The organism is Streptomyces sp. NPDC048248, assembly GCF_043201875.1.
GTDB lineage: Bacteria > Actinomycetota > Actinomycetes > Streptomycetales > Streptomycetaceae > Streptomyces.
Genome location: NZ_JBICZL010000008.1, coordinates 336,915 through 363,821, shown reverse-complemented (window position 1 = coordinate 363,821; position 26,907 = coordinate 336,915). Strand labels below are relative to the sequence as shown.

Annotated in this window: 21 protein-coding genes; 12 read left to right on the top strand and 9 right to left on the bottom strand. The window is 72.5% G+C overall.

The genetic code is table 11. The features are described from left to right. The first annotated feature begins 188 nt into the window (after positions 1-188). The gene (locus ACGFZW_RS19810) at positions 189-1,928 is read left to right on the top strand and encodes an amidohydrolase (RefSeq protein ID WP_393894434.1); all 1,740 of its coding nucleotides are present in this window, start codon (positions 189-191) and stop codon (positions 1,926-1,928) included. 41 nt (positions 1,929-1,969) lie between these two features. Here ACGFZW_RS19810 and ACGFZW_RS19805 read toward each other — a convergent pair whose 3' ends face one another. Then, complete coding sequence (locus ACGFZW_RS19805) at positions 1,970-3,226, bottom strand: type ISP restriction/modification enzyme (protein WP_393894433.1); 1,257 nt, start codon at positions 3,224-3,226, stop codon at positions 1,970-1,972. A gap of 206 nt (positions 3,227-3,432) precedes the next feature. Between ACGFZW_RS19805 and ACGFZW_RS19800 the strand changes: the two genes are divergently transcribed. After that, positions 3,433-4,824, top strand: coding sequence for an MFS transporter (locus ACGFZW_RS19800; protein WP_393894432.1), 1,392 nt, complete (start codon positions 3,433-3,435; stop codon positions 4,822-4,824). Between the two features lie 55 nt (positions 4,825-4,879). Here ACGFZW_RS19800 and ACGFZW_RS19795 read toward each other — a convergent pair whose 3' ends face one another. Together ACGFZW_RS19795 and hmgA are read right to left on the bottom strand one after the other, a co-directional pair. Further along, positions 4,880-5,629, bottom strand: a complete 750-nt coding sequence (locus tag ACGFZW_RS19795; protein ID WP_393894431.1) for a GntR family transcriptional regulator — start codon at positions 5,627-5,629, stop codon at positions 4,880-4,882. A 16-nt stretch (positions 5,630-5,645) separates the two neighbouring features. After that, positions 5,646-6,980: a homogentisate 1,2-dioxygenase gene (gene hmgA, locus ACGFZW_RS19790; RefSeq protein ID WP_393894430.1), complete on the bottom strand. Its 1,335-nt coding sequence runs from the start codon at positions 6,978-6,980 to the stop codon at positions 5,646-5,648. Between the two features lie 167 nt (positions 6,981-7,147). Between hmgA and ACGFZW_RS19785 the strand changes: the two genes are divergently transcribed. The 7 genes from ACGFZW_RS19785 to ACGFZW_RS19755 all read left to right on the top strand — a co-directional run bounded on the left by ACGFZW_RS19785 (position 7,148) and on the right by ACGFZW_RS19755 (position 17,739). Continuing rightward, positions 7,148-7,852: a TetR/AcrR family transcriptional regulator gene (locus tag ACGFZW_RS19785; RefSeq protein ID WP_393894429.1), complete on the top strand. Its 705-nt coding sequence runs from the start codon at positions 7,148-7,150 to the stop codon at positions 7,850-7,852. Between the two features lie 176 nt (positions 7,853-8,028). Next, entirely contained in the window at positions 8,029-10,338 is a 2,310-nt protein-coding gene (locus tag ACGFZW_RS19780) for a molybdopterin-dependent oxidoreductase (RefSeq protein WP_393894428.1), read from the top strand. A gap of 120 nt (positions 10,339-10,458) precedes the next feature. Then, the gene (locus tag ACGFZW_RS19775; protein ID WP_393894427.1) at positions 10,459-11,916 is read left to right on the top strand and encodes a CitMHS family transporter; all 1,458 of its coding nucleotides are present in this window, start codon (positions 10,459-10,461) and stop codon (positions 11,914-11,916) included. A 54-nt stretch (positions 11,917-11,970) separates the two neighbouring features. Continuing rightward, a complete protein-coding gene (locus ACGFZW_RS19770) occupies positions 11,971-13,263 on the top strand; it encodes an MFS transporter (RefSeq protein ID WP_393894426.1) in 1,293 nt (430 codons plus the stop codon). Between the two features lie 208 nt (positions 13,264-13,471). Further along, a complete protein-coding gene (locus ACGFZW_RS19765) occupies positions 13,472-14,866 on the top strand; it encodes an aldehyde dehydrogenase family protein (RefSeq protein ID WP_393894425.1) in 1,395 nt (464 codons plus the stop codon). 220 nt (positions 14,867-15,086) lie between these two features. After that, on the top strand, positions 15,087-16,169 hold the full coding sequence (locus tag ACGFZW_RS19760) for a Zn-dependent alcohol dehydrogenase (protein WP_393894424.1): 1,083 nt from the start codon (positions 15,087-15,089) through the stop codon (positions 16,167-16,169). Positions 16,170-16,362: 193 nt separating this feature from the next. Continuing rightward, the gene (locus tag ACGFZW_RS19755; protein WP_393894423.1) at positions 16,363-17,739 is read left to right on the top strand and encodes an MFS transporter; all 1,377 of its coding nucleotides are present in this window, start codon (positions 16,363-16,365) and stop codon (positions 17,737-17,739) included. Between the two features lie 13 nt (positions 17,740-17,752). On the opposite strand, the gene ACGFZW_RS19750 is transcribed toward ACGFZW_RS19755, so the two are convergent. Together ACGFZW_RS19750 and ACGFZW_RS19745 are read right to left on the bottom strand one after the other, a co-directional pair. Then, the gene (locus ACGFZW_RS19750) at positions 17,753-18,829 is read right to left on the bottom strand and encodes an urea transporter (protein ID WP_393894422.1); all 1,077 of its coding nucleotides are present in this window, start codon (positions 18,827-18,829) and stop codon (positions 17,753-17,755) included. Positions 18,830-19,012: 183 nt separating this feature from the next. After that, entirely contained in the window at positions 19,013-19,654 is a 642-nt protein-coding gene (locus ACGFZW_RS19745) for a TetR/AcrR family transcriptional regulator (RefSeq protein WP_393894421.1), read from the bottom strand. Positions 19,655-19,778: 124 nt separating this feature from the next. Here ACGFZW_RS19745 and ACGFZW_RS19740 point away from each other — a divergent pair, with 124 nt between their 5' ends. Both ACGFZW_RS19740 and ACGFZW_RS19735 read left to right on the top strand, forming a co-directional pair. Further along, complete coding sequence (locus tag ACGFZW_RS19740; protein WP_393894420.1) at positions 19,779-20,939, top strand: acyl-CoA dehydrogenase family protein; 1,161 nt, start codon at positions 19,779-19,781, stop codon at positions 20,937-20,939. A 128-nt stretch (positions 20,940-21,067) separates the two neighbouring features. After that, the gene (locus tag ACGFZW_RS19735; protein WP_393894419.1) at positions 21,068-21,697 is read left to right on the top strand and encodes a TetR/AcrR family transcriptional regulator; all 630 of its coding nucleotides are present in this window, start codon (positions 21,068-21,070) and stop codon (positions 21,695-21,697) included. Positions 21,698-21,778: 81 nt separating this feature from the next. Here ACGFZW_RS19735 and ACGFZW_RS19730 read toward each other — a convergent pair whose 3' ends face one another. Then, complete coding sequence (locus ACGFZW_RS19730; protein ID WP_393894418.1) at positions 21,779-22,240, bottom strand: MaoC family dehydratase; 462 nt, start codon at positions 22,238-22,240, stop codon at positions 21,779-21,781. Between the two features lie 164 nt (positions 22,241-22,404). Between ACGFZW_RS19730 and soxR the strand changes: the two genes are divergently transcribed. Beyond that, complete coding sequence (gene soxR / locus ACGFZW_RS19725; RefSeq protein ID WP_393894417.1) at positions 22,405-23,013, top strand: redox-sensitive transcriptional activator SoxR; 609 nt, start codon at positions 22,405-22,407, stop codon at positions 23,011-23,013. A 49-nt stretch (positions 23,014-23,062) separates the two neighbouring features. On the opposite strand, the gene ACGFZW_RS19720 is transcribed toward soxR, so the two are convergent. From ACGFZW_RS19720 to ACGFZW_RS19710, 3 genes are all read right to left on the bottom strand, one after another. Beyond that, positions 23,063-24,505: an amidase gene (locus ACGFZW_RS19720; protein WP_393894416.1), complete on the bottom strand. Its 1,443-nt coding sequence runs from the start codon at positions 24,503-24,505 to the stop codon at positions 23,063-23,065. A gap of 197 nt (positions 24,506-24,702) precedes the next feature. Then, complete coding sequence (locus tag ACGFZW_RS19715; RefSeq protein ID WP_393894415.1) at positions 24,703-26,079, bottom strand: OFA family MFS transporter; 1,377 nt, start codon at positions 26,077-26,079, stop codon at positions 24,703-24,705. Positions 26,080-26,202: 123 nt separating this feature from the next. Beyond that, on the bottom strand, positions 26,203-26,817 hold the full coding sequence (locus tag ACGFZW_RS19710) for a hypothetical protein (RefSeq protein ID WP_393894414.1): 615 nt from the start codon (positions 26,815-26,817) through the stop codon (positions 26,203-26,205). Between the last annotated feature and the right edge of the window lie 90 nt (positions 26,818-26,907).

The window sequence follows — 26,907 nt, the reverse complement described above, 5'->3', positions numbered from 1 at the left end:
CGGGTGGTTCTTTCTTTCCCCGTGACCGCCGCCGGCGCCTGGCGAGGCGCCGGCGGCGGTGCCCGTTCTTCGACGATTCCTGTCGATCGGTAACTCCGCTGTCACCCCGCGCTGTTGACGAAGCAACCATTCCGGGCCAGGGTGCTGATCGCTTGCGCCGTACAACTACCTCATTCCCGGAGGCGTTTGTGTGCGATCTGCACGACCACCACGAGCACGACGACCCCACCCTCACCTCGTCCGCCGGTGGCCTCAGCCGGCGCCGGATCATGCAGCTGCTCGGCGCCGCGGGCGTGGTCGGCGGGGTGACGGCGGGCGGTACGGACCCGGCCATGGCGGCGGCAGCGGACACCGCCGATGCGGACGGCGGATACCGCGCGCCCGCCGATCTGGCGAAGGACAGCCCCGCCAAGGACGCCGCGCTCGACTGGATCGACCGTAAGGCCGCCGCCATCACCGGCCTCAACGACGAGATATGGCAGCACGCCGAGCTCAGCCTCCGGGAGTGGAAGTCCTCGCTGGCGCAGGCCGAATTCCTGGAACGAGCCGGGTTCGACGTGCGCTTCGGCACCGCGGGATTCCCCACCGCCTTCACCGCGACCTTCCGTCAGGGAAGCGGCGGCCCGGTACTCGGCTTCAGCGGGGAGTACGACGCGCTCCCGGGGCTCTCCCAGCACAAGGGCGTCGGCCACCACGATCCGCAGGAGTACATCCACGACCCGTTCGCCCCTGGCTACGGCCCGGGTCACGGCTGCGGACACTGTGCGCTGGGCACCGCTGCCGCGGCGGCGGCCGCCGCGGTGGCGCAGGCTGCCCGCACCCACCGCTTGCCGGTCACCGTGAAGTTCTTCGGTTCCACGGCCGAGGAGCAGTTGATCGGTAAGACGTACGCGGTCAGCAAGGGGGTGTACGACGGCCTGGACGCCTTCCTCGACTGGCATCCGTCGACGTCCAATGCCACCGGCTGGGGCACCACCACCGCGATGACCGCGGTCACCTTCACCTTCCTCGGGGTGGCCGGACACGGCGGCACACCGCTCGGCAACAAGAGCGCGCTCGACGCCGCCGTGATGATGGCGACGATGTCGGAATTCCTGCGCGAGGAGAACCTCGCGCCGTCCGGCCGCCTGCACTGGGTCATCAACAACGGCGGTGACATCCCCAACGTCACCCCCGAGATCGCCGAGATCTCGTACTACGTGCGGGAGGGCAGTCCCGAGCGGGTGCAGGTGCTCCTGGACAAGGTCATCGCCATTTCCGAGGCCGCCGCGAAGGCGAGCCGCACCCGGGTCCAGCACAAGATCACGTCGGCCTGCTGGAACCAGTTGCCGTCGCGCTCCTTCGCGGAGCTGATGCACGACAACATGCGCACCATCGGCCCACCGGACTTCAGCGCCGGCGCGCAGCGGCTCGCGAAGGAACTGCAGAAGTCGCTGGGGCTGCCGCAGAAGGGCCTGCACGACGAGATCGGTGCTCTGACCCCGCCCAACCCGGTTTTCATGGGCGGAGGTTCGACCGATGTCGCGGACATCAGCTGGCAGGTCCCCACCGTCTCGATGGGCGCGGCGCTGGCCCCCGTCGGCACCAAGATGCACACCTGGTCCACGGCGTCCTGCTCCGGCGCCGGGCCCGGTCACGCGGCGCTGCTCGCCGCCGCCAAGTACCTGGCAGCGACCGCCGTCGACCTGCTCACCCAGCCGGCCCGGCTCAAGGCCGTCAAGGACGAGTTCGCCCGGCGCACCAAGGGCGTGACCTGGCGGACCGCGCTGCCGGACGGCTATGAGCCCCCGATGTACGAGCCGCCCGCCTGGTTTCTGGAGCGGACCGGGCAGCACTGGCCTCCGAAGAACATCACCTGGCCGCCGAAGCGGGTGGTGAGCCAGGAGACGTTCTCCTCGCTTGGGCCGGAGTTGGCGCCCCAGGCGTGAGCGGAGGCGTGGACGGGCGCCGGGGCGCGCGCCCCGGCGCCTCACAGCAGGGCGAACTGCCCTTCGGGGCCCTCTTCGTGGTGGTCGAGCACGGATGCCGGACGCCGCGCGGAGAGCGGCGCGGGGAGGACGCCGGCCGCCCGCAGCTCGGCCGCCCCGATCCCCGGTGCGTCGGCGGTCCGCCGGCGCAACTCCTCGACGGGCGCGCTCAGTTCTGCCAGCAGGGCCAGGACGGTGATCAGCTCCAGCAGGTCCGAGGTCCACTCCTGTGGCCAGGTCGCGGGGCGCAGTGCCGCCAGCGAACCGGCCTCGGCGGGCTCCGCGCCCGCGCCGGTGCGCTGCGCGAACCAGGCGTCGAGGACGCGTACACCGCCGGCGTGGTAGTCCCAGGCGCCCGGTGGCACCGGAGCGATCCGCCCGCTGCCCAGCAGCAGCGCCTCCTCGTCCCGGTCGTAGTCGAGCGTCTGCGGCAGGCCGCGTTCGGGGAGAGCTGAGCGTACGTAGGGCCGGCGGCCGCCCGGCATCCGGGGCCGCTTCGCCGCGCCCGGGCCGTCGGCTGACCCTCCGCCCGTACGGGCGCCGCGGGTCTGCAGCCACAAAAGCCGTCCCCCGAGGGCCACGCCGTCCTCCCAGACGGCCGGATCGGCGGGGAGCGGCACCACGCAGCCGTCGGGGGAGTGGTGGGCGCTCGCGGTGATCCAGGCGAGGAGTTCGGCGGGGGCGGCGGGGCGGGCAAGACGGCGGCCGAGCAGGTCGAGCAGGCCCGGTGCGAGGTTCGGCTCGATGCCGCCCGGCCGCCGGTGGAGCGGGTGGATCCGGCCGGGGCGGCCGGCCGGGGACCGGCCGTCCGGGAGCACCGCGGAGCACACCACGGCGGGGCCCGGCACCTGGGGCACCGCTCCCCACGCGACCGCGAACAGCTGGCGGTCGTCGGCCACCCGCCACAGCTCCGGCCGGGCGGTGTCGATCAGCCGATGGTCGGGCAGCAGCCATTGCTGGTCGAAGGGGCCGTGCAGCACCCGCTGGGGCGCGGGGCACGGCCCGCCCGCCCGCAGCAGCCGTTCGGTGGGGGTCGCCTGGCCGGGCAGCTGTCCGACGGCGGAGTGCAGCGTCCGGGCCCGGGACGGCCGGAACAGCCGCTCACGGGCCGTCGCGTCCTCGGCCGCCACCAGCCGCTTCCAGCGGGCCGTGAGGACCGCGGGGTCAGGGCCCATGACCCAGGAACGGCCGAGCCGCAGCGGCGCCACGGACCACGGCATCAGATCGGACAGCCGTGGCGCGTCCTGCTTCGCCGTCACGCGGAGCCCCTCCCGGACCGTTCGGTTGACCCCGGCATCGTAACCACGGGCCGGTGGCCGCGCCGGAAGCGCGCACCCCTGAGCACTCCTGCCCACGCGCCCTTCCGGTAACTGATCTTGGAGGGGTAGCGTCCACGCGGTACGCCCGATGCGCGGTGCGGCGTGGCTCCGCCCTGCGCGTGGGACCAGCTCAGGGGAGGACCGCCATGTCGGACACCGTCTCCCCCACGCCTGACCGGCGCGGGGGAACCCCCATCGGCGCGCGCGCCGCGGCACGGCTCGACCGGCTGCCGCCGTCCCGATGGCATCGCCGGATCACGCTCATCGTCGGCATCGGTGCCTTCTTCGACCTCTACGAGATCTTTCTCGGCGGCGTGCTCGGTGCGGTCCTGGCCGAACAGTGGCATCTCGGGCACACCGGGAAGTCCTGGGTGATCGCCTCGGGATTCCTCGGCATGTTCGTCGGCGCCAATGTGCTGTCGGTGCTCGCCGACCGCTTCGGACGGCGCCGGATGTTCATGGTGAATCTGGGCGCGTACTCGCTGTTCTCCCTGCTGTGCGCGTTCGCCCCGAACTTGGAGTGGCTGCTCGCGCTGCGCTTCCTCGCCGGCCTCGGCCTCGGCGCCGAACTGGTCCTCGTCGACACCTATCTCGCCGAGTTCCTCCCGCGCGCGGTCCGCGGCCGGTACATCGCCTATGCGTACACCTTCGGCTTCCTCGGGGTGCCGGTCGCCGCGCTGCTCGGGGCCCGGCTGGTGGCCGAACAGCAGCTGCTGGGCATCGAAGGCTGGCGCTGGCTGCTGGTCGGCGGCGCGCTCGGCGCCGCCTTCATCCAGCTGATGCGCAGCCAACTCCCCGAATCACCGCGGTGGTTGACGGTGCGCGGGCGGACCGGCGAAGCCGACAGGATCGTGTCCGGCATCGAGGAGCGGGTGGCGCGGGAGACCGGCACCAGCCTGCCGTCCGTCCCGGAGGTGGAGACCGTCCCGGAGCGGAAGGTGCCGCTGGGGGAGATGTTCCGCGGGGACTTCCGCCGGCGCACCGTCATGTGGTGGATCTTCCAAGTCCTGCAGACCGTCGGCTACTACGGCTTCGGGTCGCTGGCACCGGTGGTGCTCACCGAGAAGGGCCACACCGTCACCGCGTCCTTGCTGTACGCGGCGCTGAGCTTCTGCGGCTATCCGCTCGGGTCGGCGCTCTCCATCCCGCTCATCGACCGGATCGAGCGCCGCACGCTGATCATCGCCTCCGCCCTCGGCATGGCCGGCTGCGGCCTGGCCTTCGGATTCGCCTCCGCCACCTGGGCGATCGTCGCCTTCGGCTTCGGCCTGACGGTGTGCAGCAACGTCTTCTCCAATGCCTTCCACGTGTACCAGACCGAGATCTTCCCGACGGGGCTGCGCAGCAGCGCGATCGGCATCGCCTACTCGCTGTCCCGGCTCACCTCGGTCGTGCTGCCCTTCGTGGCGCTCAGTGTGCTGACCGACCTCGGGGCGGCCGCGGTGTTCGCGGGTTCCGCGATGTTGATGGTGCTGTTGTGCCTGGACGTGGCGCTGTTGGGGCCGCGAAGCACGGGGCGGAGCCTGGAGCGCATCTGAGCGCCCTCCCGGGGCTGTTCCGCTCCCGTGCCGCAGCCGTGCCGGACCGGCACGGTCAGTGCGCGTCCAGGGTGACCGTGAAGGAGAAGCGGTCGCCGCGGTAGCGGATCCGGGCGACGTCGACGGCCTGGCCGGCCTCGTCGTAGGTGATGCCGGTGTAGTGCAGGATCGGGCTCAGCAGCGGGACCCCCAGCAGCCGGGCGGTCTCCGGATCGGCCAGCCGCGCCTCGACGGTGTCGGTGATCCGGCTGATGCGGACGCCCACGGCGTCCCGCAGTACCTTCGTCATCGGCCACCGCTCCAGATCCGCCGGGTCGATCTTGGCGGCGACATCGGGCCGGACGTAGTTGCGCGCGTGGTTGGTGGGTTCACCCGTCTCCTCGTCGCCGCGCAGCCGGCCAAATCCGGTCACCTCCGCGCAGTCCGGGAAATACTCGGCCAGTTCGGCGGGCACCGGCACCGGCCCGTGCTCCAGCAGCGTGCTGGTCATCCCGGACTGCTGGGCGACGATCGCGTCCACCGAGCCGAGCAGCCGCACCGGCGAGCCACGCTGGGCGCTCGGCTCGATGAAGGTGCCGCGGCGCCGGTGCCGGCTGATCAGGCCCTCGGTCTCCAGTTCCTTGAGTGCCTGGCGCATGGTCAGCACGCTCACGCCGTAGTGCGCGGCGAGTGCGTCCTCGGTGGGCAGCCGCAGCGGCGCGTCCGGGGACCGGCCGAGTATGGAGGCGCGCAGGGACTGCGAGACCTGGTACCACAGCGGCAGCTTGCGGTTCAGGGCGAGCGAGTCGGGAGCGAAGGTGTTCACAGGGCGTTCCCCGGTCTCACGGGCGGAAGTGGCGCTGGAGACCCTGCCATACGTCGTCGTAGCCGGTCTGCAGATGCTCCGCGTCCCGGGCCTGCTCGGTGAGGGTCAGCGGCCAGCGGGTCTCGAACATGAAGGCCAGGCCGTCGTCGATCCGCTGCGGCCGCAGCTCGGCGGCGCTCGCCTTGTCGAAGGTCTCCCGGTCCGGGCCGTGCGCCGACATCATGTTGTGCAGCGAGCCGCCGCCCGGCACGAATCCCCCTGGGCCCGAGGTCTTCGCGTCGTAGGCGCCCTCGATCAGTCCCATGTACTCGGTCATCACATTGCGGTGGAAGTAGGGCGGCCGGAAGGTGTCCTCGCCGACCAGCCAGCGCGGCGCGAACACCACGAAGTCCACACCGGCGAGGCCGGGGGTGTCGGACGGTGAGGTGAGGACCGTGAAGATCGACGGGTCCGGGTGGTCGTAGCTGATCGAGCCGATGACGTTGAAGCGGTGCAGGTCGTAGACGTACGGCAGGTGGTTGCCGTGCCAGGCGACCACATCGAGCGGCGAGTGGTCGTAGGTAGCGGTCCAGAGGTTGCCGCAGAACTTGTTGACGACCTCGAACGGCCCCTCGATGTCCTCGTAGGCGGCGACCGGGGCGAGGAAGTCCCGAGGGTTCGCCAGTCCGTTGGCGCCGATCGGGCCGAGGTCGGGGAGCTGGAAGGGCTTGCCGTAGTTCTCGCAGACGTAGCCGCGCGCGGTGTCGTCCAGCAGCTCGACGCGGAAGCGGACGCCGCGGGGGATCAGCGCCACGTGGCCCGGTTCGGCGCGCAGCAGGCCGAATTCGGTGCGCAGCAGCAGCCCGCCGCGCTCCGGGACGATCAGCAGCTCGCCGTCCGCGTCGCTGAACACCCGCCCCGTCATGGAGGAGTTGGCGTGGTACAGGTGCACGGCCATGCCGGTGCGCTGTGTCGCGTCGCCGTTGCCGCCCAGCGTCCACAGGCCGTCCAGGAAGTCGACAGGGCCGGCCGGGTCGGGCAGCGGGTTCCAGCGCAGCCGGTTGGGGTCGGGGACGCAGTCGGTGAACGGCGCCGAGCGGATGGCGCGCCGCTCGGCGCGGACGAACGGCGGGTGCGCGGCCGAAGGGCGGATGCGGTAGAGCCAGGAGCGGTGGTTGTGGGCCCGCGGTTCGGTGAACGCCGAACCGCTCAGCTGCTCCGCGTACAGGCCGAGGGGGGCGCGCTGGGGGGAGTTGCGGCCCACCGGCAGGGCGCCGGGGAGAGCCTCCGAGCTGTGCTCGTTGCCGAAGCCGGAGGAGTACCCCAACCCTTCGGCCGTCTTCCTCGCCTGCTCGTTGCCCGTACCTGTCATCGCGTGCTCCCGCCGCTCAAGGAATCCTATGCAAGACCTTAGGATTGCTGCGGGAGCCCGTCAACGGAGACTTCCCGGCCGACCTGGCCGGATCTCTCCCGGCCCCGGCCGTGCCGGTATCCGCACGACCTGCTGTCGTCCGACCGAACCGAGGGCAGGATGGACGGGTGCAGCAGCCCACCCCGCCACCCGCCCCGCTCCGGCGCGTCCCCGTCCAGCGGCGCAGCGCCCAGCGCCTCGCGCGCATCCTCGACGCCTGCGCCGAACTGCTGGAGGAGACCGGATACGAGGACCTCAGCACCCGCGCCGTGGCCGGCCGGGCCGGGGTCCCGATCGGCTCCGTCTACCGCTTCTTCCCCCACAAGCGGGCCATGGCCGAAGCGCTCGCCCGGCGCAACCTCGACGCCTACGCGGACCGCATCACCGCTCGGCTGAGCGCCTCCGCCGAGCCACTGGCGTGGCGGCACGCGATGGACGTCGTGCTCGACGAGTACCTCGCCATGAAGCGGACGGTGCCGGGCTTCGCCCTGGTGGAATTCACCGTTCCCGCCCCGCAGGAGTCCCGGCAGGCCAACTACGAGGTGGCCGACCGGCTGCGCGAGCTGTTCGCCGGCCGGCTCGGCCTGGACGCCACCGACGAGGGGCTGCGCACCGCCTTCCTCGTCGCCGTCGAGACCGCCGACGCGCTGCTCCAGCTCGCGTTCCGTACGGACCCGGGCGGCGACCCGGCGATCATCACGGAGACCGGGCACCTGCTGCGGGCCTACCTCGGGCGGTATCTGGACGACGGCCCCGCGGGCGGCTCGGGCAGTGTTGACGTCAGGGCCGCTGATGGGCCTGATGGGCCGGGCGGAGGGATCGGCGCGGGCTGACGGCGGGCTCGCCCTCCCGGGCGGCCTCCGCGCGCGGTGCGCGCGCCCGTCACGGGGGCCGGTGGTGCGCCCTTCTCCGGCGAATTTCCGCCGGTGGGCTTCCCTCATGCGTACCGGTCGGTATGGTCGGTGCGTACGCGCACCGCCGCCGCCGGCACCGTCCCCGGGAGGGACCGATGAGTCGTACCGCCCTGCGCATCTGCCCGCTCTGCGAGGCCACCTGCGGGCTCAGCGTCACCGTCGAGGAGGACATCGCCGACGGGCGGGAACTGCTCGGTCAGGGGCGCATCACCGCAGCCCGTGGCGATCGCGACGATGTCTTCAGCAAGGGGTTCATCTGCCCCAAGGGCGCCGCCTTCGGCCAGCTCGACGCCGACCCCGACCGACTGACCCGCCCCCTGGTGCGGCGCGACGGGCAGCTTCGGGAAGCCGGCTGGGACGAGGCGTTCGCGGCCGTCCAGGCGGGACTGCGGCCGGTGATCGAGGAACACGGGGCGAACGCCGTCGCGGTCGTGCTCGGCAACCCCAATGTGCACACCGTCGCCGGCGCGCTCTACCCACCGGTCCTGCTCAGCACCCTGCGGACACGCAACGTCTTCACCGCCTCCACCGTCGACCAGATGCCCAAGCACGTCTCCAGCGGCCTGCTCTACGGTGACCCGCTGGCCATCCCCGTGCCCGACCTGGACCGCACCGACCACCTCGTGGTGATCGGCGCCAACCCGCTGGACTCCAACGGCAGCCTGTGCACCGCACCGGACTTCCCCGGCCGGCTCAAGGCGCTGCGGCGGCGCGGCGGGCGGCTGACGGTGATCGACCCGCGGCGCACCCGCACCGCCCGGATCGCCGATCGCCATCTGGCGATCCGCCCCGGCACGGACGCGCTGCTGCTCTTCGCCATGGTGCAGGTGCTCTTCGACGAAGGTCTGGTGGACCTGGGGGAGCGGGCCGCTCACATCGAAGGGGTCGCGGACGTCGAGCGGCTCGCTGCGGAGTTCACCCCGGAGGTGGTGGCGCCCGCCTGCGAGGTGCCAGCGGACGAGATCCGGACGCTGGCCCGGGAGCTGGCGGCCGCGGAGCGCGCGGCGGTATACGGCCGGATCGGTGCCAGCACCGTCGAGTTCGGCACCCTCACCTGCTGGCTCGTCGATGTGGTGAACATCCTCACCGGCAACTTCGACCGGCCGGGCGGCGTGATGTTCCCGCTGTCCGCGACCGGCGCGGCGCCCCGGCCGCCGAAGCCCGGCCGGGGATTCGCGCTCGGCCGCTGGCACAGCCGCGTCTCCGGCCACCCCGAGGCCAAGTCCGAGCTTCCGTTGGCCGCGCTGGCCGAGGAGATCGACACGCCGGGGGCGGGGCCGGGGCACCCGGGGGCGCCGGACGGCCCGGTCCGTGCGGTGATCGCCATCGCCGCCAACCCGGTGCTGTCCGCCCCGGACGGTGAACGGCTCGACCGGGCGCTGGCCGGTGCCGACTTCATGGTCAGCGTCGACCCCTACCTCAACGAGACCTCGCGGCACGCCGACGTCGTCCTGCCGCCGCCACCGCCCTCCCGCAGCGCGCACTACGACTTCGCCTTCAACGCCCTCGCCGTCCGCAACCAGGCCCGCTACACCCGGGCCGTGCTGCCGCTCGGCGAAGGGCGGCCCGACGAATGCGAGATCCATGCCCGGCTGATCCTGTGCGCGGGCGGCCAGGACGGCGCGGACCCCGGCCTGGTCGACGCGATGGTGATCGACGCGGCGCTCGGCAAGGCCGTCGCCGACCCGCACTCCCCGGTCCACGGCCGGCAGCCGGCCGAACTCGCGGCGGAGCTGACCGGCGAGAGCGGCGCCGAACGGCGGCTCGACATGATGCTGCGGCTCGGCCCGTACGGCGACGGCTTCGGCGCGGACCCCGAAGGGCTCACCCTGGCGCGACTGCTGGAGCGCCCGCACGGCATCGACCTCGGTCCGCTGACCCCTCGGGTGCCCGGCGTCCTCAAGACCCGCGGCGGGACCGTCGACCTGTGCCCGGAGCCGATCAGGGCGAGCGAAGCGGCGCGTCTGCGGACGACCCTCGCCCGGCGCCCCGAGGGCCTGTTGCTCGTCGGGCGGCGCCATCTGCGGTCCAACAACTCCTGGATGCACAACCTCCCGGCGCTGACCGGTGGCAGCAACCGCTGCACCGTGCAGGTGCACCCCCAGGACGCGGCGCGGCTGGGCCTGACCGACGGCGGCACGGCGCTGATGAAGGGGGACGGTGGAGAGCTGGAGGTGCCGGTGGAGGTCACCGACGCGGTGCGGCCCGGCGTGGTGAGCATGCCGCACGGCTGGGGGCACGACCGGCCCGGTACGCGGATGGGGGTGGCGGCCGCCGACCCCGGACGGAACGTCAATCAGCTCAACTGCGGCACCCGGCTGGACGTCCTGTCGGGGACCGCGGTGCTCAACGGGCTGCCCGTTCAGCTCGCCCCGGCGCCCTCGATCCCCGCCGCTCGCTCATGACCTGGTGTTTTGCTCGTATTGCTCGCACGTCAAGACCTTGTTAACGAAAGTTTGCGGCACCTAACGTCGCCACGACCGCCATCCCCGGTGGGTGTTCAAGGGCGAACGTGAGGTACCCCAATGCTGACAATCCTCGGATTTGTCATGATCGCCACCTTCCTGGTGCTGATCATGATGAAGAAGATGTCACCGATAGCAGCGCTCGTGCTCATTCCCGCTCTGTTCTGCGTGCTCGTGGGACAGGGCGGGAATCTGGGCGACTACGTCCTCAAGGGCATCGGTGACCTTGCCCCCACGGCCGCGATGCTGATGTTCGCCATCATCTATTTCGGGGTGATGATCGACGTCGGGCTCTTCGACCCGATCGTCCGCGGCATCCTGCGGTTCTGCAAAGCCGACCCGATGCGGATCGTGGTCGGTACCGCCGTGCTCGCAGCGATCGTCTCCCTCGACGGGGACGGCTCGACCACGTTCATGATCACCGTTTCCGCGATGTATCCGCTCTACCGCAGGCTGAAGATGAGCCTGGTGGTCATGACCGGTGTCGCCGCCACCGCCAACGGCGTGATGAACACCCTGCCCTGGGGCGGCCCCACCGCCCGCGTCGCCACCGCCCTCAAGCTCGACGCCGGCGACGTCTTCGTCCCGATGATCCCGGCGCTGGCCGTCGGCCTGGTCGCGGTGTTCCTCCTCGCCTACGTCCTCGGCCTGCGTGAGCGCAAGCGGCTCGGCGTCCTGACGCTCGGCGACGTCGTCGAGGAGAAGGAGACCGAGCAGGTCCTGGTCGGCGCGGGCGGCGGCAGCGCCACCGCGGCCGGGGGCGGCAACGCGTTCGGCAAGATGTTCCGGAAGATGGCCGCTTCCGGCGGCGCGGGCTCCACCGCCACTGCCACTGCCACCGGTGACGACGACACCACCGACGGCCCCGACGGCAGCTTCCAGGGTCTGGACCCGCAGCGCGCCACCCTGCGCCCCAAGCTGTACTGGTTCAACGCCGCGCTCACCGTCGCGCTGCTCACCCTGCTGATCATGCAGACGATGCCGATCCCGGTGCTCTTCCTCATCGGCGCCGCCATCGCGCTGACCGTCAACTTCCCGCAGATGAAGGACCAGAAGGCCCGGATCGCCGCGCACGCCGAGAACGTCCTGAACGTCTCCGGCATGGTCTTCGCCGCCGCGGTCTTCACCGGCGTGCTCACCGGCACGGGCATGGTCGAGCACATGGCCCGCTGGCTGGTCGACGGCATCCCGGACGCCCTCGGCCCGCACATGGCGATCGTCACCGGCATCCTGAGCGTCCCGCTCACCTACCTGATGTCGAACGACGGCTTCTACTTCGGCATCGTGCCGATCCTCGCCGAGGCCGGCGCCGCACACGGCGTCGCCCCCATCGAGATCGCCCGTGCCTCGCTCGTCGGCCAGCCGCTGCACATGTCGAGCCCGCTGGTGCCCGCGGTGTTCGTCCTCATCGGCATGGCCAAGGTCGAATTCGGCGACCACACCAGGTTCACCATCAAGTGGGCCGCACTGACCTCCCTGGTGGTCCTGTGCGCCGGTCTTCTCTTCGGCATCATCTAGGCGCAGGAACCCCTTGCCGCAACACCCCCCACACACGGAACGGAACAGCGCACCGTGACGGCACCCGCGAGGCCCGGCAGGAGCTGGCTGCTGCGTCTGGTCATCACCTTCTCCTTCGCCCAAGGAGCGGTGAGCATGGCCAGACCGGCCGTCTCCTACCGGGCCCTCGCGCTGGGCGCCGACGAACAGGCCATCGGCGTCATCACCGCCGTCTACGCCCTGCTGCCGTTGCTCGTCGCCGTCCCGCTCGGCCGCCGCACCGACCACGGCCGCTGCGCGCCGCTGCTGGTCGTCGGCGTTGCCCTGATCAGCGGCGGCTGCGCACTCAGCGGCCTCGCCGGCTCGCTGCCCGCGATGGCCGCCTGGAGCGGCGTGATGGGCCTGGGGCACCTCTGCTTCGTCATCGGGGCCCAGTCGATCGTCGCGCGCCGCAGTGCCCCCGCCGAACGCGACCGCAACTTCGGCCACTTCACCATCGGCGCCTCCCTCGGCCAGCTCGTCGGCCCGATCGCCGCCGGCCTGGTCATCTCCGAGCACGACGGCGCGATGGCCCCGACGAGCGCCACCGCACTGCTCGTCTCCGGCGCCGTCGGCGCGGTCTCCTACGTCGCGCTCTGGCGCCTGGAGCAGCGCACCCCGCCCTCCGCAACCGGCGCCACCGCACCCGAGCCGGCCGGGTCGCACGTCCCGGTGCGCGCCATCCTGCGCACCCGGGGCGTACCCGCCGGCATCTTCATGAGCCTGGCCGTGCTCTCCGCGACCGACATCCTGACCGCTTACCTCCCCGTCATCGGCGAGGACCGCGCCATCGCCCCCACCACCGTCGGCCTGCTGCTCAGCCTGCGGGCCGCGGCCACCATCGCCTGCCGGCTCGTGATGACGCCGATGATCCGGTGGCTGGGCCGCACCGCGCTGATGGTCGGCAGCTGCGCCCTGGCCGGCCTGCTGTGCGGCGGCATGGTGCTGCCCGTGCCGGTCTGGGCGCTCGCCGTGATGCTCACCGCGCTCGGCTTCTGCCTCGGCGTCGGCCAGCCGCTGTCGATGACCACCGTCGTCCAGGCGGCGCCCGACCGGGCCCGCTCCACGGCCCTGGCCCTCCGCCTCACCGGCAACCGCCTGGGCCAGGTAGCCGCCCCCGCAACCGCGGGCCTGCTCGCAGGCGTCGCGGGGACCGCCGCACCCTTCGTGATGCTCGGCGTGCTCCTGCTGGCCTCCGCCGGAACCGCGGTCGGAAAGAGCAGCCGCACCAGCGGCTCGCCGCCCCCCACGGCCGGCCACGTCCCCCGGCCCACGGACGGCACCTCGCCGGGACCCGTCCGGGACGGCTCCGGCCGGGCCGAGCGGTAGCTCCGTGGCCGTCGCCTCCCCCGCCGCGGCGTCCGCCGTCGGTCCTTCGTGCTCCGGTGCGCGTGACCGAGGGCACCCGCCGCATTCCCTGGCGCCCGAAAACTACCGACGCTAGTTTAGGAGGGTCCGGGCGGACGGCCGTGACGCCCACGGTCCCGACGGACACCCCAACGGGGATGACCACCAGCCGTCTCGGGAGGACCACGACGTGAAGCAGCACGACGCGATGTACATCGACGGAAGCTGGCGGCCCGCCGCGGGGAGCGGCACGATCGACGTCGTCAATCCGGCCGACGGCGAGGTCATCGCAGCGGTCCCGGCCGGTTCGGCGCAGGACGTGGACGCCGCCGTCCGGGCCGCGCGCGCCGCACTTCCCGCCTGGGCCGCCACCCCGCCCGCGGAACGCGCCGACCTGCTGACCGCGCTGCGCGACCAACTCGCGGCGCGCGCAGAGGAGATCGCCGAGACCGTCACAGCCGAGCTGGGCTCGCCCCTGGCGTTCAGCGCGGCCGTGCACGCCGGCGTCCCGGTCGCGGTGTGCGGTTCCTACGCCGAGCTGGCCCGGTCGTACGCCTTCGAGGAGAAGATCGGCAACTCCACCGTGCTGCACGAACCGGTCGGCGTGGTGGGCGCGATCACGCCGTGGAACTATCCGCTGCACCAGGTCGTCGCCAAGGTCGCGCCGGCGCTCGCGGCGGGCTGCACGATCGTGCTCAAGCCCGCCGAGGACACCCCGCTGGTGGCCCAGCTGTTCGCCGAGTGCGTCGACGCGGCGGGCATCCCGGCAGGTGTGTTCAACCTCGTCACCGGCCTCGGTCCGGTCGCCGGCCAGGCGCTGGCCGAGCACGAGGGGGTCGACCTGGTCTCCTTCACCGGCTCGACGGCCGTCGGCAGGAAGATCGGCGCGGCCGCGGGCGCCGCGGTCAAGCGGGTGGCGCTCGAACTGGGCGGCAAGTCCGCCAATGTCATCCTGCCCAGCGCCGACCTCGCCAAGGCGGTCGGTGTCGGCGTCGCGAACGTCATGGCCAACTCCGGTCAGACGTGCAGCGCGTGGACGCGGATGCTGGTGCACGAGGACCAGTACGCGGAGGCCGTGGAACTCGCCGTGACCGCGGTCGCCAAGTACGTGCCGGGCGAGCGGGTCGGCCCCCTGGTCAACGCCAAGCAGCGCGACCGGGTGCGCGGCTACATCGAGCAGGGCATCGCCCAAGGCGCGAAGGTCGTGGCAGGGGGCCCGGAGGCGCCCCGGGAGACCGGCTACTACGTGGCCCCGACCGTCTTCGCGGACGTCACACCGGAGATGACCATCGCCCAGGAGGAGATCTTCGGACCGGTGCTGTCGATCCTGTCGTACGCGGACGAGGAGGACGCCGCCCGGATCGCCAACGGCACCGTCTACGGGCTCGCGGGCGCGGTCTGGGCGGGCGAGGCGGAGGAGGCGGTCGCGTTCGCCCGCCGGCTCGACACCGGCCAGGTCGACATCAACGGCGGCCGCTTCAACCCCCTGGCACCGTTCGGCGGTTACAAGCAGTCCGGTGTCGGGCGCGAGCTGGGCCCGCACGGCCTGACCGAGTACCTCCAGACCAAGTCGCTGCAGTTCTGAGGCGCCGGGGTGGCGCGACGCGCTGCGGACCGCGGCGTCGCGGTCCGCAGCCGTGAGTCGGTGAGCCACGGGGGCACGCGGCGGCCGGTGGGCCGTCCGCCGCGTGCCCGCCGCCCCGTCCTGCCATTCCCGCCCGGCGTACCGCTCCTGCTTTCCTAGGTTCCGTCCGAGCCGCCCAACGCCTCTGTTCGCTTCTCTTTCCCGTCTCGAGGAGATCCCCGTGGTCCGCGCCGCCCTCCTGTCCGCCGTCAACGCCCCGCTCCGGGTCACCGAGATCGACCTGCCGGAGCCCGGTCCGGAGCAGGTCCGCATCCGTCTCGCCGCCGCCGGCGTCTGCCACTCCGACCTGTCGCTGTCCAACGGCACCCTCCGCCAGCCCGTCCCGGCGGTCCTCGGCCACGAGGGCGCGGGCACCGTCACCGCGGTCGGGCCCTCGGTGACCTCGGTGGCCCCGGGTGACCAGGTCGTCCTCAACTGGGCGCCGTCCTGCGGCGACTGCCACTTCTGCGGCCTCGCGGAGCCCTGGCTGTGCGCCAACTCCGGTCTCGCCGCGAACGCCCCGTACGCGCACCTCGCGGCCGACGGCAGTGAGCTCTACCCGGGCCTGGGCACCGCCGCCTTCGCCGAGGAGACCGTGGTCCCCGCGCACGCCGCCCTGCCGCTGCCCGACGGGGTGCCGCTCACCGACGCGGCGCTGCTGGGCTGCGCGGTGCTGACCGGCTGGGGCGCGGTGCACCACAGCGCCCAGGTGCGGGCGGGGGAGTCCGTCGCCGTCTTCGGTGTCGGCGGCGTCGGCCTCGCGACGCTCCAGGCGGCACGGATCGCGGGTGCGGGCACGATCGTTGCCGTGGACGTCTCGCCGGAGAAGGAGGAACTCGCGCGCGCGGCGGGCGCCACCGAGTTCGTGGTGGCGGGCGAGGACACCGCCAAGCGGATCCGCAAGCTGACCGGCGGCTTCGGCGCCGATGTCGCCGTGGAGTGCGTGGGCCGCGCCGAGACGATCCGTACGGCCTGGTCGTCCACCCGGCGGGGCGGCCGCACCACGGTCGTCGGGATCGGCGGCCAGGACCAGCAGGTGACCTTCTCCGCGCTGGAGATCTTCTACTTCGGCCGCACGCTCTCCGGCTGCGTCTACGGCAACAGCGACCCGGCACGGGATCTGCCGGTCATCGCCGAGCACGTCCGCTCGGGCGCGCTCGACCTGTCCGCCCTGGTCACGGAGCGGATCTCGCTGGACGGCATCCCCGACGCGTTCGACGCGATGCTGGCAGGCAAGGGCGGCCGGGCGCTGATCGTCTTCTGACGGGACGCGGCGGCGGGGCGGACCGCGCGACGGCCGGCCGGGGCGGAGTCCAGCGCTCCGACCGGCCGGCCCGGCGGGCGGGGAAAACTGATGCTGCGCGGTCCGTTGACGCCGTACCGGCCGGTCGGTACGGTCGCCCGACATCTTGGCGCCGCCCCCCCATCCCTCCCCGCACCCACCGGAGTGTGCACGCATGGACTCGGCCCCCTCCGCGACACAGGGCAACAGCAGCACGCCACCCTCCGCCCGGAACCGCCGCAAGGTCGCCACCGCCGCGGCCCTGGCCTCCGCCGTGGAGTGGTACGACTACTTCGTCTTCGGCATCGCCGCGGCGCTCGTGCTCGGCGACTCCTTCTTCCCCTCCGGCAGTGAGGCCGCGGGCGTCCTCGCCGCCTTCGCGACCTTCGCCGTCGGCTTCCTTGCCCGCCCCGTCGGCGGCGTCATCGCCGGCCATCTGGGTGACAAGAGGGGCCGCAAGCCCATGCTGGTCCTCGCGCTGACCGTGATGGGCGTCGCCACGACCGGTATCGGCCTGCTCCCTTCGTACGACAGCATCGGGATCGCCGCACCGATCCTGCTCGTCCTCCTGAGGGTGCTCCAGGGCATCGCGGTGGGCGCCCAGTGGGGCGGCGCGATGCTGATGGCCACGGAGTACGCCCCCGAGGGCAAGCGGGGGCTCTACGGCTCGCTGGTCCAGCTCGGTGTCCCCATCGGCGTGGTGACCGCCAACTCCGTCTTCCTGGTGGCCGGTGCGGTCACCGACGAGCGGACCTTCGGCAGCTGGGGCTGGCGGATCCCGTTCTTCATCGGCATCCTCGTGCTCGTCCTCGCCCGCTACATCCACACCCGGGTCGAGGAGACGCCGGAGTTCAGGGCCGCCGAGAACGAACTGGCCGCCGCCGAGGCGTCCGCCGACGCGCAGCGCTCGCCGCTGGGCACGATCATGCGGCACCACCTGGGCACCGTCCTGCTGGCCGGCGGCTCCTTCGCGGTGAACACCGCCACGTTCTACATCCTGATCACCGGGGTCCTGGACTACTCCACGCGCGAACTGCACATGGAGCGCACCTCGGTCCTCACGGTGTCGCTGCTCGTCAGCCTCACCCAGCTCGCCCTGATCCCGGCCTCCGCGGCGCTCTCCGACCGCATCGGCCGCCTGCGGGTCTACGCCGCGGGCGCCGTCGGTCTGCTCATCTGGGCGATCCCGATGTTCCTGCTCATCGACACCGCGTCGCTGGCCTGGATGGCCGTGGGCACGTTCGTCGGCAGCTGCTTCCTGAGCATCATGTACGGTCCGCAGGCCGCCCTGTTCGCCGAGCTGTTCACCGCCGAGATGCGCTACACCGGCGCGTCGCTCGGCTACCAGATCAGCGCCATCCTGGGCGGCGGGCTCGCGCCGTTCGTCATGGTCCTGCTGCTGGAGGCGACCGGCACCTCGATGTCGGTGTCGGCCTACATCATCGGGCTGTCCGTCATCGCGCTGGCCTCCATCTGGCTGCTGGCCCGCCGCGCGGCGGCGTCCCGTACGACCGTGGACGGTGCACCGAAGGCGGCGACCGCAAAGGGCTGACGGCCGGCAGGGCTCAGACGGCGGCCCGGCCCGGCTCGGGGCCCTCCGGTGCCGGGCCGCCCGGCTCGAAGGCCCGCTCCGGAGCGGGCGGCGGATCTCCCGCGCCGGGCACGGAGCCGGGTGCCCCTGCCCGGCGCAACCGGGGGAACGCCGGTGCCGCCGCCAGGAAGGCCAGCGAGACGAGGACGAACGGCCAGGTGAAGGTGTGACCGCCGGACGGGGCGAAGACGGCGGCCATCGTGGCGCTCAGGCCGGTCGCGGTGACCGCGCCGGCCAGGGCGTAGGCCAGGCTCCAGGCGTCGGCGGCGAGGAACACCCCGCACAGCGCCATCGCCACGAGCACCCCGTTGTAGCCCATCGTGCCCTCGGCCACCTGCTTCGCGGGTGCGCCCAGAGCCCAGGCGGTGAGGATGCCGACGCCGCTGCCCAGGCACGCCATCACGCCCGCGAGCCGGCAGGCGGCGAAGATGCCGAGCAGCAGGATCACGCCGACGTACCACTGCGGCATGAAGAAGATCTGCGCGATGTTGGCGAAGAACGCGCGCCACAGATCGGATCCCGCCAGCGCGGTGGGTCCGCTCGCGGGCCTGGCGAGTGCGGCCAGGCTCGCACCGTGGTGCCAGACCCGCTCGAAGCCCGGCGCTGCGATCGTCGCTGCGCTCGCCATCAGGCAGTACGGCAGGGTGAGTGTCGGCAGGCCCCAGGTGGCCAGTATCCGTGCGGCGGCGCCGGTGACGATGGTGACCACCACGCTCCCGGCGAGCGCCAGCACGGCGGTGGAGAGGTGGTCGGCGCCGAGGAACACGGCGAGCGCGACGGCCACCAGGCAGGCGTTGAAGCCTTCGAGGCCGGCCGTGACACGGCCGCCGTCCACGCCCAGGAGCCGGGCCGTCGCGGTACCGACCGCCGTGCCCAGCAGCCCGTACAGCGCGAACTCCCAGCCCGCGGCGCACAGCGCGAGCGAGATCACCGCACCGGCCCACGCGCTCCGCAGGAAGACGACCTGCCCCTTCCCCCGGAACACCTCGGTGACAAAGCGTCCGTAACCCGCGGTGAATCGACCGCACTTGGCCGTACTCGGCTCGCGCACGCCGCCTCCATGCCTCCCGCACCACGCCCTGCCCGCCAGGGACTGCTGGATTTTAGAGCCGCCCGCCGGCGCGGTGACACGGGGCCTCGGTGGTACGCGGGAGGAGCGCGGCTCCGGGGCATGCGGATGCGGGCCGGAGCGGGCCGCATCCAGGGGTCCCGCCACCAGGGCCTTCCATTCGGATCAGGCCGGGGGGACCAGCTCCGGGTGTTGCAGCGCGAGCCCGTCGACGAGGGCCTGCAGACCGGTTTCGAACGCGCCCTCGTCCACCTGGCGTTGGTGCTCGGCCAGGAGGTGCGCCTGGCCCAGGTGGGGATAGTCGGCGGGGTCGTACGCGCCGGGGTCGTCCACGAAGCCGCGGGCGAACGAGCCCAGTGCGGAGCCCGCCACGAAGTAGCGGACCATGGCGCAGACCCGGGTCGCCTGGGCGGGCGGCCAGCCCGCCTCGACCATGCCGCCGAACGCCGCGTCGGCCATCTTCAGGCCGGCCGGGCGGCGGCCGGGCCCCTGGGCGAGGAACGGCACGACGTGCGGGTGCGCGGCGAGCGCGGCGCGGTAGGAGCGGGCCCAGCCGAGCAGTCCGGTCCGCCAGTCCCCGCCGGTCTCGAACGCCGAGACGTCGACCTTCGCGATGACCGTGTCGGCGACGGCGTCGAGGATCTCGTCCTTCGTCGTGAAGTGGTTGTAGAGCGAGGGGCCGCTCACGCCCAACTCGGCCGCGAGGCGCCGGGTGGACAGCGCCGGCAGCCCTTCCGCGTCGATGAGAGCCAGCGCCGTGGTGACGATGCGCTCACGGCTCAGGAGGGGCTTGCGGGGTCGGGCCATGACGCACATAGTAGAGGCTGCCCGCCAAAAACTAGCAGTGCTAATTAACGCTTCGGGGTGATGCGGTGAGCGGACGCCGCGCCGCCCGAGCCGTCGCAACTGCGCACGTCACCGAGGGGTCCTGATGAACCTGGAGCTCAGCGAGGAGCAGACCGCCGTCCGGCAGCTCGCCGAGGATTTCGTCGGCCGCGAGATATCCCCGCACGTCACCACCTGGGACCGCGCCGAACAGGTCGACCGCGGCATCGTCAAGAAGCTCGGCGACCTCGGTTTCCTGGGCCTGACCGTCCCCGAGGAGTACGGGGGCTCGGGCGGTGACCACCTCGCCTACTGCCTGGTCACCGAGGAACTGGGCCGCGGGGACTCCTCGGTGCGCGGCATCGTCTCGGTCTCCCTGGGGCTGGTGGCCAAGACCATCGCGGCCTGGGGGGACGAGGCGCAGAAGCAGGAGTGGCTGCCGAGGCTCACCTCCGGGGCGGCGATCGGGTGCTTCGGCCTGACCGAGCCGGGCACCGGATCCGACGCGGGCAACCTCGCGACCCGCGCGGTCCGCGACGGCGGCCCCGGCGGGGACTGGATCATCGACGGCGCCAAGACCTTCATCACCAACGGCACCTGGGCCGACGTCGTGCTGCTCTTCGCCCGCACCGGCCCCGAGCCCGGTCACAAGGGGGTCAGCGCCTTCCTCGTGCCCACCGACAGCCCCGGTCTGGAGCGCCGCGAGATCCACGGGAAGCTCGGCCTGCGCGGCCAGGCCACCGCTGAGCTGGTCCTGGACGGTGTGCGGGTACCCTCATCCGCCATGCTCGGCCCCGCCGGGAAGGGGTTCTCGGTCGCCATGTCCGCGCTGGCCAAGGGCCGGATGTCGGTGGCCGCCGGCTGCGTGGGTATCGCGCAGGCCGCACTGGACGCGGCGGTCGGCTACGCGGGCGAGCGCGAGCAGTTCGGCAAGCCCATCGCCGGGCACCAGCTGGTCCAGGAGCTGATCACCGACATCGCCGTGGACGTGGACGCCGCGCGCCTGCTGACCTGGCGGGTCGCCGACCTGATCGACCGCGGGAAGCCGTTCGTCACCGAGGCGTCCAAGGCCAAGCTGTTCGCCTCCGAGGCCGCGGTGCGGGCCGCGAACAACGCCCTGCAGGTCTTCGGCGGTTACGGTTACATCGACGAGTACCCGGTGGGCAAACTGCTGCGGGACGCCCGCGTGATGACCCTGTACGAGGGCACCAGCCAGATCCAGAAGCTGCTCATCGGCCGAGCGCTGACCGGCGTCTCGGCCTTCTGACCGGCCGTCGGCCCCGCATCGCCGCCCGGCCGCCCGCCTCCACCGCGCCGCTAAGCGCTTGCTCAGCGGCGCGGTATGGTGTTCGATCCGTCGGAGGAGAGTCCCTGGCGGAGCGAGGAGCGTGCGCGATGGGTGCGGAGGCGGAACGGGCGGCCGAGGCCGGCGAGGAGTGGGCCGATGTGACCCCGGACGCCGCGCGGCGGCTGGTCTGCGCCGCCGTCGAGGCGTTCGCCGAGCGCGGCTATCACGCCACCACCACCCGCGATATCGCGGGCCGGGCCGGGATGAGCCCCGCCGCGCTCTACATCCACTACAAGACCAAGGAAGAGCTGCTCTACCGCATCAGCGGCAATGGCCACGAAAAGGCGCTGCGCATCATGGGGGCCGCCGCCGAGGCCGAGGGCAGTGCCACCGAGCGGCTCCGCGACGCCGTGCACGCCTTCGCCCGTTGGCACGCCGAGCACCACACCACCGCCCGGGTCATCCAGTACGAACTCCAGGCGCTCGGCGCCGAGCACTACGCCGAGATCGCCGGCCTGCGCCGCAGGACCGACCGGCTGCTGCGGCAGATCATCCAGGACGGCGCGGACAGCGGGGAGTTCCAGGCCGACGACGTGCCGGGCACCACCTTGGCCGTGCTGTCGCTGTGCGTCGACGTGGCCCGCTGGTTCTCCTCCGACGGCGCCCGCACCCCCGACGAGGTCGGCGAGCTCTACGCGGGCCTGGTGCTGCGCATGGTGGGCGCGGATCGGGTCTGACGCGTCGGTGCGCTGCCCTGCGCCCGCGGGCCGGGGAGGGCGGGCCCGCCCCGGCCTCGGCGACCGACGGCCGCTGCCGGATCAGAGGTAGAAGCGGCTGACCGACTCCGCCACGCAGACCGGCTTGTCGCCGCCCTCACGCTCGATCGTCACGGTGGTGGTGAGCTGCACCCCGCCGGAGACCTCGCTGACGTCCGCGATCCGGGCGGTGGCGCGCAGCCGCGAGCCCACCGGGACGGTGGCGGGGAAGCGCACCTTGTTGGTGCCGTAGTTGATGCCCATCTTCACGTTGTCGACCCGCATCAGCTGCGGCACGAGGGCGGGCAGCAGCGACAGCGTCAGATAGCCGTGCGCGATGGTGGTGCCGAAGGGGCCGGACGCGGCCTTCTCCTGGTCCACGTGGATCCACTGGTGATCGCCGGTGGCCTCCGCGAACAGGTCGATCCGCTTCTGGTCGATCTCCAGCCAGTCGCTGGTGCCCAGGTCCTCGCCGACCGCGGCCCGCAGTTCGTCGAGCGATCCAAACACTCGGGGCTCTGCCATCTCCGTCTGCCTCCTCAGGATCCGTACGCCGGGCCCGGGGCGCGTCCGGCGCGCGCCTCACCCGTACGCTTACTAAGCGCTTGCTCAGCATGCTGAGTGGGGGTACCCGCTGTCAACGCCTACGGACACCCGTGAGGCGGGGCCGGGTGTCCTAGGGTTGAGCCGTGCCCCAGCTTCCGTTCAAGGTCCATGAACTCTCCGTCGGCCAGCTCTCCGCACGGAGCGGCGCCGCGGTCTCCGCGCTGCACTTCTACGAGTCCAAGGGACTGATCAGCAGCACGAGGACGGCAGGCAATCAACGCCGCTACACCCGCGACGCCCTGCGCAGGGTCGCCTTCGTCCGGGCCGCGCAGCGGGTCGGCATCCCCCTCGCGGTGATCCGCGACGCGCTGGCGGAGCTGCCCGACGAGCGCACCCCCAACCGCGCCGACTGGGCCAGGCTCTCCGAGGTCTGGCGCTCGGAGCTGGACGAGCGGATCAGCCAGCTCGTCGAACTGCGGGACCGGTTGACCGACTGCATCGGCTGCGGCTGCCTGTCGCTGGAGAGGTGCGCGCTGTCCAACCCGTACGACAACCTCGGCGAACAGGGCACCGGGGCCCGGCGGTTGCGCGTGGACCGGAGTGTGAAGGACCCGGTGGCGGAGCGGGACGAGGACAACGGGGGCGGGGCGCGGGCGGCCGGGCCGGAGGCCGCCGCGGGGGAGTGCGAGGGCGGCGAGTGCGACGCCGATGCCTCCGCGGCTCAAGGGCGGGAGCACGCGCGGCGCCGCTGACCCCCCGCCGTGCGGGGGTGCCGGGCGCCGCCGCGAACCGAACCGCCTCTCACCACATGGAAGGCTTGCGTCCTGCCCACGGGCGGGCCCGCTCCAGCTGGGCGGAGAGCGAGAGCAAGGTGGCCTCGTCGCCGTAGCGGCCGCCGAGCATCACGCCGATCGGCAGGCCCGCGGCATTCCAGTGCAGCGGGACGCTCACCGCGGGCTGGCCGGTGGCGTTGTAGAGCGCGGTGAAGGGGGTGAACGCCCCGATGGCGGCGAACTCGGCCTGCGGGTCGGCGTCGTCGCGCAGCGACCCGACCGGCGCGGGCGGTGCGGCCAGCGTGGGCGAGAGCACCACGTCGTACCCGCCGTCCTGCGGCATCAGGCCGTCGGCGAGCGTCTGCGCGAGCATGCGGAAGGTGTACATCGCGCCCGCGAAGTCGGTTCCGGAGACCTCGGAGCCGCGGGCCCGCAGATAGCGGGTGAGCGGCATCAGCAGCTCCTCGCCCTCCGGCGGCACCGGACGGTTCGCGGCGATCACCGACCAGACCCTGGTGAAGGCGTAGCGGATGCCGTCGTCGGCCGGCAGCGCCAACTCCTCGACGCGGTGGCCCAGTTCGCCGAGCAGCTTCGCGGTCTCGGTGACGGCGGCGAGGCAGTCCGGATGGACGTCGGCATTCGGTATGGGCGCGTCGGTCAGGCAGGCGATGCGCAGCTGCCCAGGCTCCCGGCGGGCGTGTGCGGTGAAGGTCTCGCCGGGCGGGAGCGCGGGAGCCGTGAACGGGTCGCCGGGCATCGGGCCCGCGAGGACGTCCAGGAGGGCGGCCGCGTCGGCGACCGTGCGCGCCAGCGGCCCCGAGGTGCTCAGGCCCGTGATGTCGTGCAGCAGCGGGCCGCTGCTGACCCGGCCGCGGCTGGGCTTGATGCCGAACAGCCCGCAGACCGACGCCGGGATGCGGATGGAGCCGCCGCCGTCGCTCGCATGCGCGAGGGGTGCCAGGCCGCCGGCGACGGCCGCGGCCGCCCCGCCGCTCGACCCGCCCGCCGAGCGGCTGAGGTCCCAGGGGGTGCGGGCCGGCGGCGCGAGACCGTTCTCGGTGTAGCAGGGCAGCCCGAACTCGGGGGTGTTGGTCTTCCCCAGCATCACGGTGCCTGCGGCACGCAGCTTGGTGACGACGTGATCGTCGACGGGGGAGACGTCCTCGGCCAGGGCCCGGGAGCCCATGGTGCAGCGCTCCCCCGCGACGTGGTTGAGGTCCTTGACCGGCACCGGAACGCCGTGCAGCGGGGGAAGTTCCCGTCCCTCCCGGCGCGCCGCTACGGCCTCGCTCTCGGCCAGGGCGGCCTGCTCGCGGGTGAGCCGCGGAGTGCGGGTCAAGAAGGCGCCCAGGGTGTCGTCCAGCCGGTCCATCCGCTCCAGGTAGTGCTCGGTGAGCTCGACGGGCGAGAGGTCACCTGACCGGATGGCTGCGGCCTGTTCGAGCGCGGTCAGATCGTGCGGTGCGGCCATGGGACGTCCACCCTTTCGTGGGGAGCCCGTGCGGCCGGGATGCCGAGGCACGGGCACCCGGAACGCACGGGCAACAGCGTGCGCGGGTCAGCTCGTGAACAGTTGTTTCAGTTTCAGGGCGAGTTCGTAAAGGCCGTAGGCGAAGGGCACCCCCACCCAGAGCCAGACGGAGACCAGCAGCAGGGTGCGCCGTGCGGTCACTGGTCCGCTCCCTTCGGGTCGGCGGGGGCCGGCTCGGCGGCCGGCCGCTCCCCGGATGCGGGGGGTTCGTGGTGACGGGGGTGGACCGGCCGGACCGCCTCGTTTGCGGCGAAGCCCACCGCCAGCAGTCCGATCATGATGAAGAAGGACGTCGCGTAGAGATCAGGGCCGCTGTGGCCCGCGGCCTTCTGCGCGTCGGCGACGGCGTTGACGATCAGCGGGCCGAGGACGCCCGCGGTCGACCAGGCGGTGAGCAGCCTGCCGTGGATCGCGCCCACCTGATAGGTGCCGAAGAGGTCCTTCAAATAGGCAGGGACGGTGGCGAACCCACCGCCGTAGAAGGAGAGGATCACCGCGGCGCAGCCGATGAACAGCGGCTTGGAGGTGTCACCTGCCAGGGCGATCAGCAGGTACATCAAGGCCCCGACGCCGAGGTAGAGGCGGTAGACGTTCTTCCGGCCGGTCAGATCGGAGGTGGAGGACCAGATGATCCGGCCGAGCATGTTCGCCAGCGACAGCACGCCGACGAAGCCCGCCGCTGCTGCCGCGCTGACCGGCGCCGAGGACCCGGCGAAGAAGTCGGAGATCATCGGGGCGGCCTTCTCCAGGATGCCGATCCCCGCGGTGACGTTCGTGCACAGGACCACCCACAGACACCAGAACTGCGGGGTGCGCAGCGCGTTGCGGGCCGATACCCGGGCGGTGGTGACCAGCGGGCGGGCCGCGGCGACGGCCGCTGCGGCGGGGGGTTGACAGTCGGCGCCCGGGACGCGCACCAACAGCACCCCGAGCGTCATGAAGCCGGCATAGACCAGGCCCATGACGAGGAAGGTCCGCGCGATGCCGGCCGCGTCCGCCCCGAGGGCGCCGAGGAGTTGGGTCGACCAGGGGGAGGCGATCAGCGCGCCGCCGCCGAAGCCCATGATGGCGATGCCGGTGGCCATTCCCGGGCGGTCGGGGAACCACTTGATGAGTGTGGACACCGGGGAGATGTAGCCGATGCCCAGGCCGATTCCGCCGATGAAGCCGTAGCCCAGGACGATCAGCAAGTACCGGCCGGTGGCCGCGCCGAGGGCGGCGACGAGGAAGCCGGAGACGAAGCAGACCGCCGAGACGCACATCGCCCAGCGCGGACCGTTGCGCTCCACGAGCGTGCCACCGAAGGCCGCGGAGAGCCCCAGCATCACGATGGCCAGCTGGAAGGGGAGTGCGGAGGCCGTCCCGGACAGATGGAGGGCCGACTCGAGAGGGGGTTTGAAGACACTCCAGGCGTAGACCTGGCCGATGGCGAGGTGGATGGACAGGGCGGCGGGCGGGACGAGCCAGCGGTTCCATCCCGGAGGGGCCACCACGGTGCGCGAACGGGCGAGCATGCGGCGGAACGTACAACGTTCATCCACTTCGGGGGAAGGCCGTCTGCGCAATCCCCTGTACCCGGCAACGATTGCCGGGGGCGGGACAGACGGCCCGTCAACTCAGCTGATGAGCCCCGTTGTTCAGGCCGCGGCGAACGTGCGACCGCTCTGGACCCGGCCCGCGGCCGTCAGCGCCTCGGCGGTCAGCACGGACGCAGGGGCCACCACCCCGCACTCCCGGCAGGCGGGTCCTGATGCGGGGGGCCCTGCGAGATCCGGGAGCCAGGCGAAGCGGGTCCCGCCGCACACCGGGCACTCCCGGCGCGGGCGCCCCGACTCCATCGCGGCGATCATGTTGCGCAGCACCACCGCAAGGCGGGCCGCCGGGTGCCGCTGCGGGGACTCGCAGGGCACGATGTCACAGCCGCCCCAGGTGCGGCGGTGCCAGTCGTCGATCGCGCTGGGCTGGCGGATGCCGTCGTGCTTCTCCCTGCGGCGCCGGGCCGCGAACTCCTCCTCGTAGGCCAGCCAGAGGGTGCGCGCCTCCTCCAGCTCGGCCAGTGCGACCACCAGCCGTTCGGGATCGGGGTCGCGGTCCTGTGGCGCGATGCCGACCCTGCTGCACAGATGGTGCCAGGTGGCCCGATGCCCGTAAGGGGCAAAGCGCTCCAGGCACTTGCGCAGGGCGGTACGCCGCTGAGCTGCGACGAGTCGTGGATTGCGGACCTGTTCGGCGAGGGCTCTGAAACCGGCCATGTTCATCCCACCTCCGTGGGGAGGACCCGACTGGACACAGAAGGGACGTAGCCGATCACCACCTGGATCCATCGAATTTTCGTGCGGTTT

Excerpts from the sequence above, each read along its gene's own strand:
- ACGFZW_RS19800 (WP_393894432.1), top strand. The coding sequence starts at position 3,433 with ATGTCGGACACCGTCTCCCCCACGCCTGACCGGCGCGGGGGAACCCCC.
- hmgA (WP_393894430.1), bottom strand. The coding sequence starts at position 6,980 with ATGACAGGTACGGGCAACGAGCAGGCGAGGAAGACGGCCGAAGGGTTG.
- ACGFZW_RS19780 (WP_393894428.1), top strand. The coding sequence starts at position 8,029 with ATGAGTCGTACCGCCCTGCGCATCTGCCCGCTCTGCGAGGCCACCTGC.
- ACGFZW_RS19775 (WP_393894427.1), top strand. The coding sequence starts at position 10,459 with ATGCTGACAATCCTCGGATTTGTCATGATCGCCACCTTCCTGGTGCTG.
- ACGFZW_RS19755 (WP_393894423.1), top strand. The coding sequence starts at position 16,363 with ATGGACTCGGCCCCCTCCGCGACACAGGGCAACAGCAGCACGCCACCC.
- ACGFZW_RS19745 (WP_393894421.1), bottom strand. The coding sequence starts at position 19,654 with ATGGCCCGACCCCGCAAGCCCCTCCTGAGCCGTGAGCGCATCGTCACC.
- ACGFZW_RS19740 (WP_393894420.1), top strand. The coding sequence starts at position 19,779 with ATGAACCTGGAGCTCAGCGAGGAGCAGACCGCCGTCCGGCAGCTCGCC.
- ACGFZW_RS19735 (WP_393894419.1), top strand. The coding sequence starts at position 21,068 with ATGGGTGCGGAGGCGGAACGGGCGGCCGAGGCCGGCGAGGAGTGGGCC.
- ACGFZW_RS19730 (WP_393894418.1), bottom strand. The coding sequence starts at position 22,240 with ATGGCAGAGCCCCGAGTGTTTGGATCGCTCGACGAACTGCGGGCCGCG.
- ACGFZW_RS19720 (WP_393894416.1), bottom strand. The coding sequence starts at position 24,505 with ATGGCCGCACCGCACGATCTGACCGCGCTCGAACAGGCCGCAGCCATC.
- ACGFZW_RS19715 (WP_393894415.1), bottom strand. The coding sequence starts at position 26,079 with ATGCTCGCCCGTTCGCGCACCGTGGTGGCCCCTCCGGGATGGAACCGC.
- ACGFZW_RS19710 (WP_393894414.1), bottom strand. The coding sequence starts at position 26,817 with ATGGCCGGTTTCAGAGCCCTCGCCGAACAGGTCCGCAATCCACGACTC.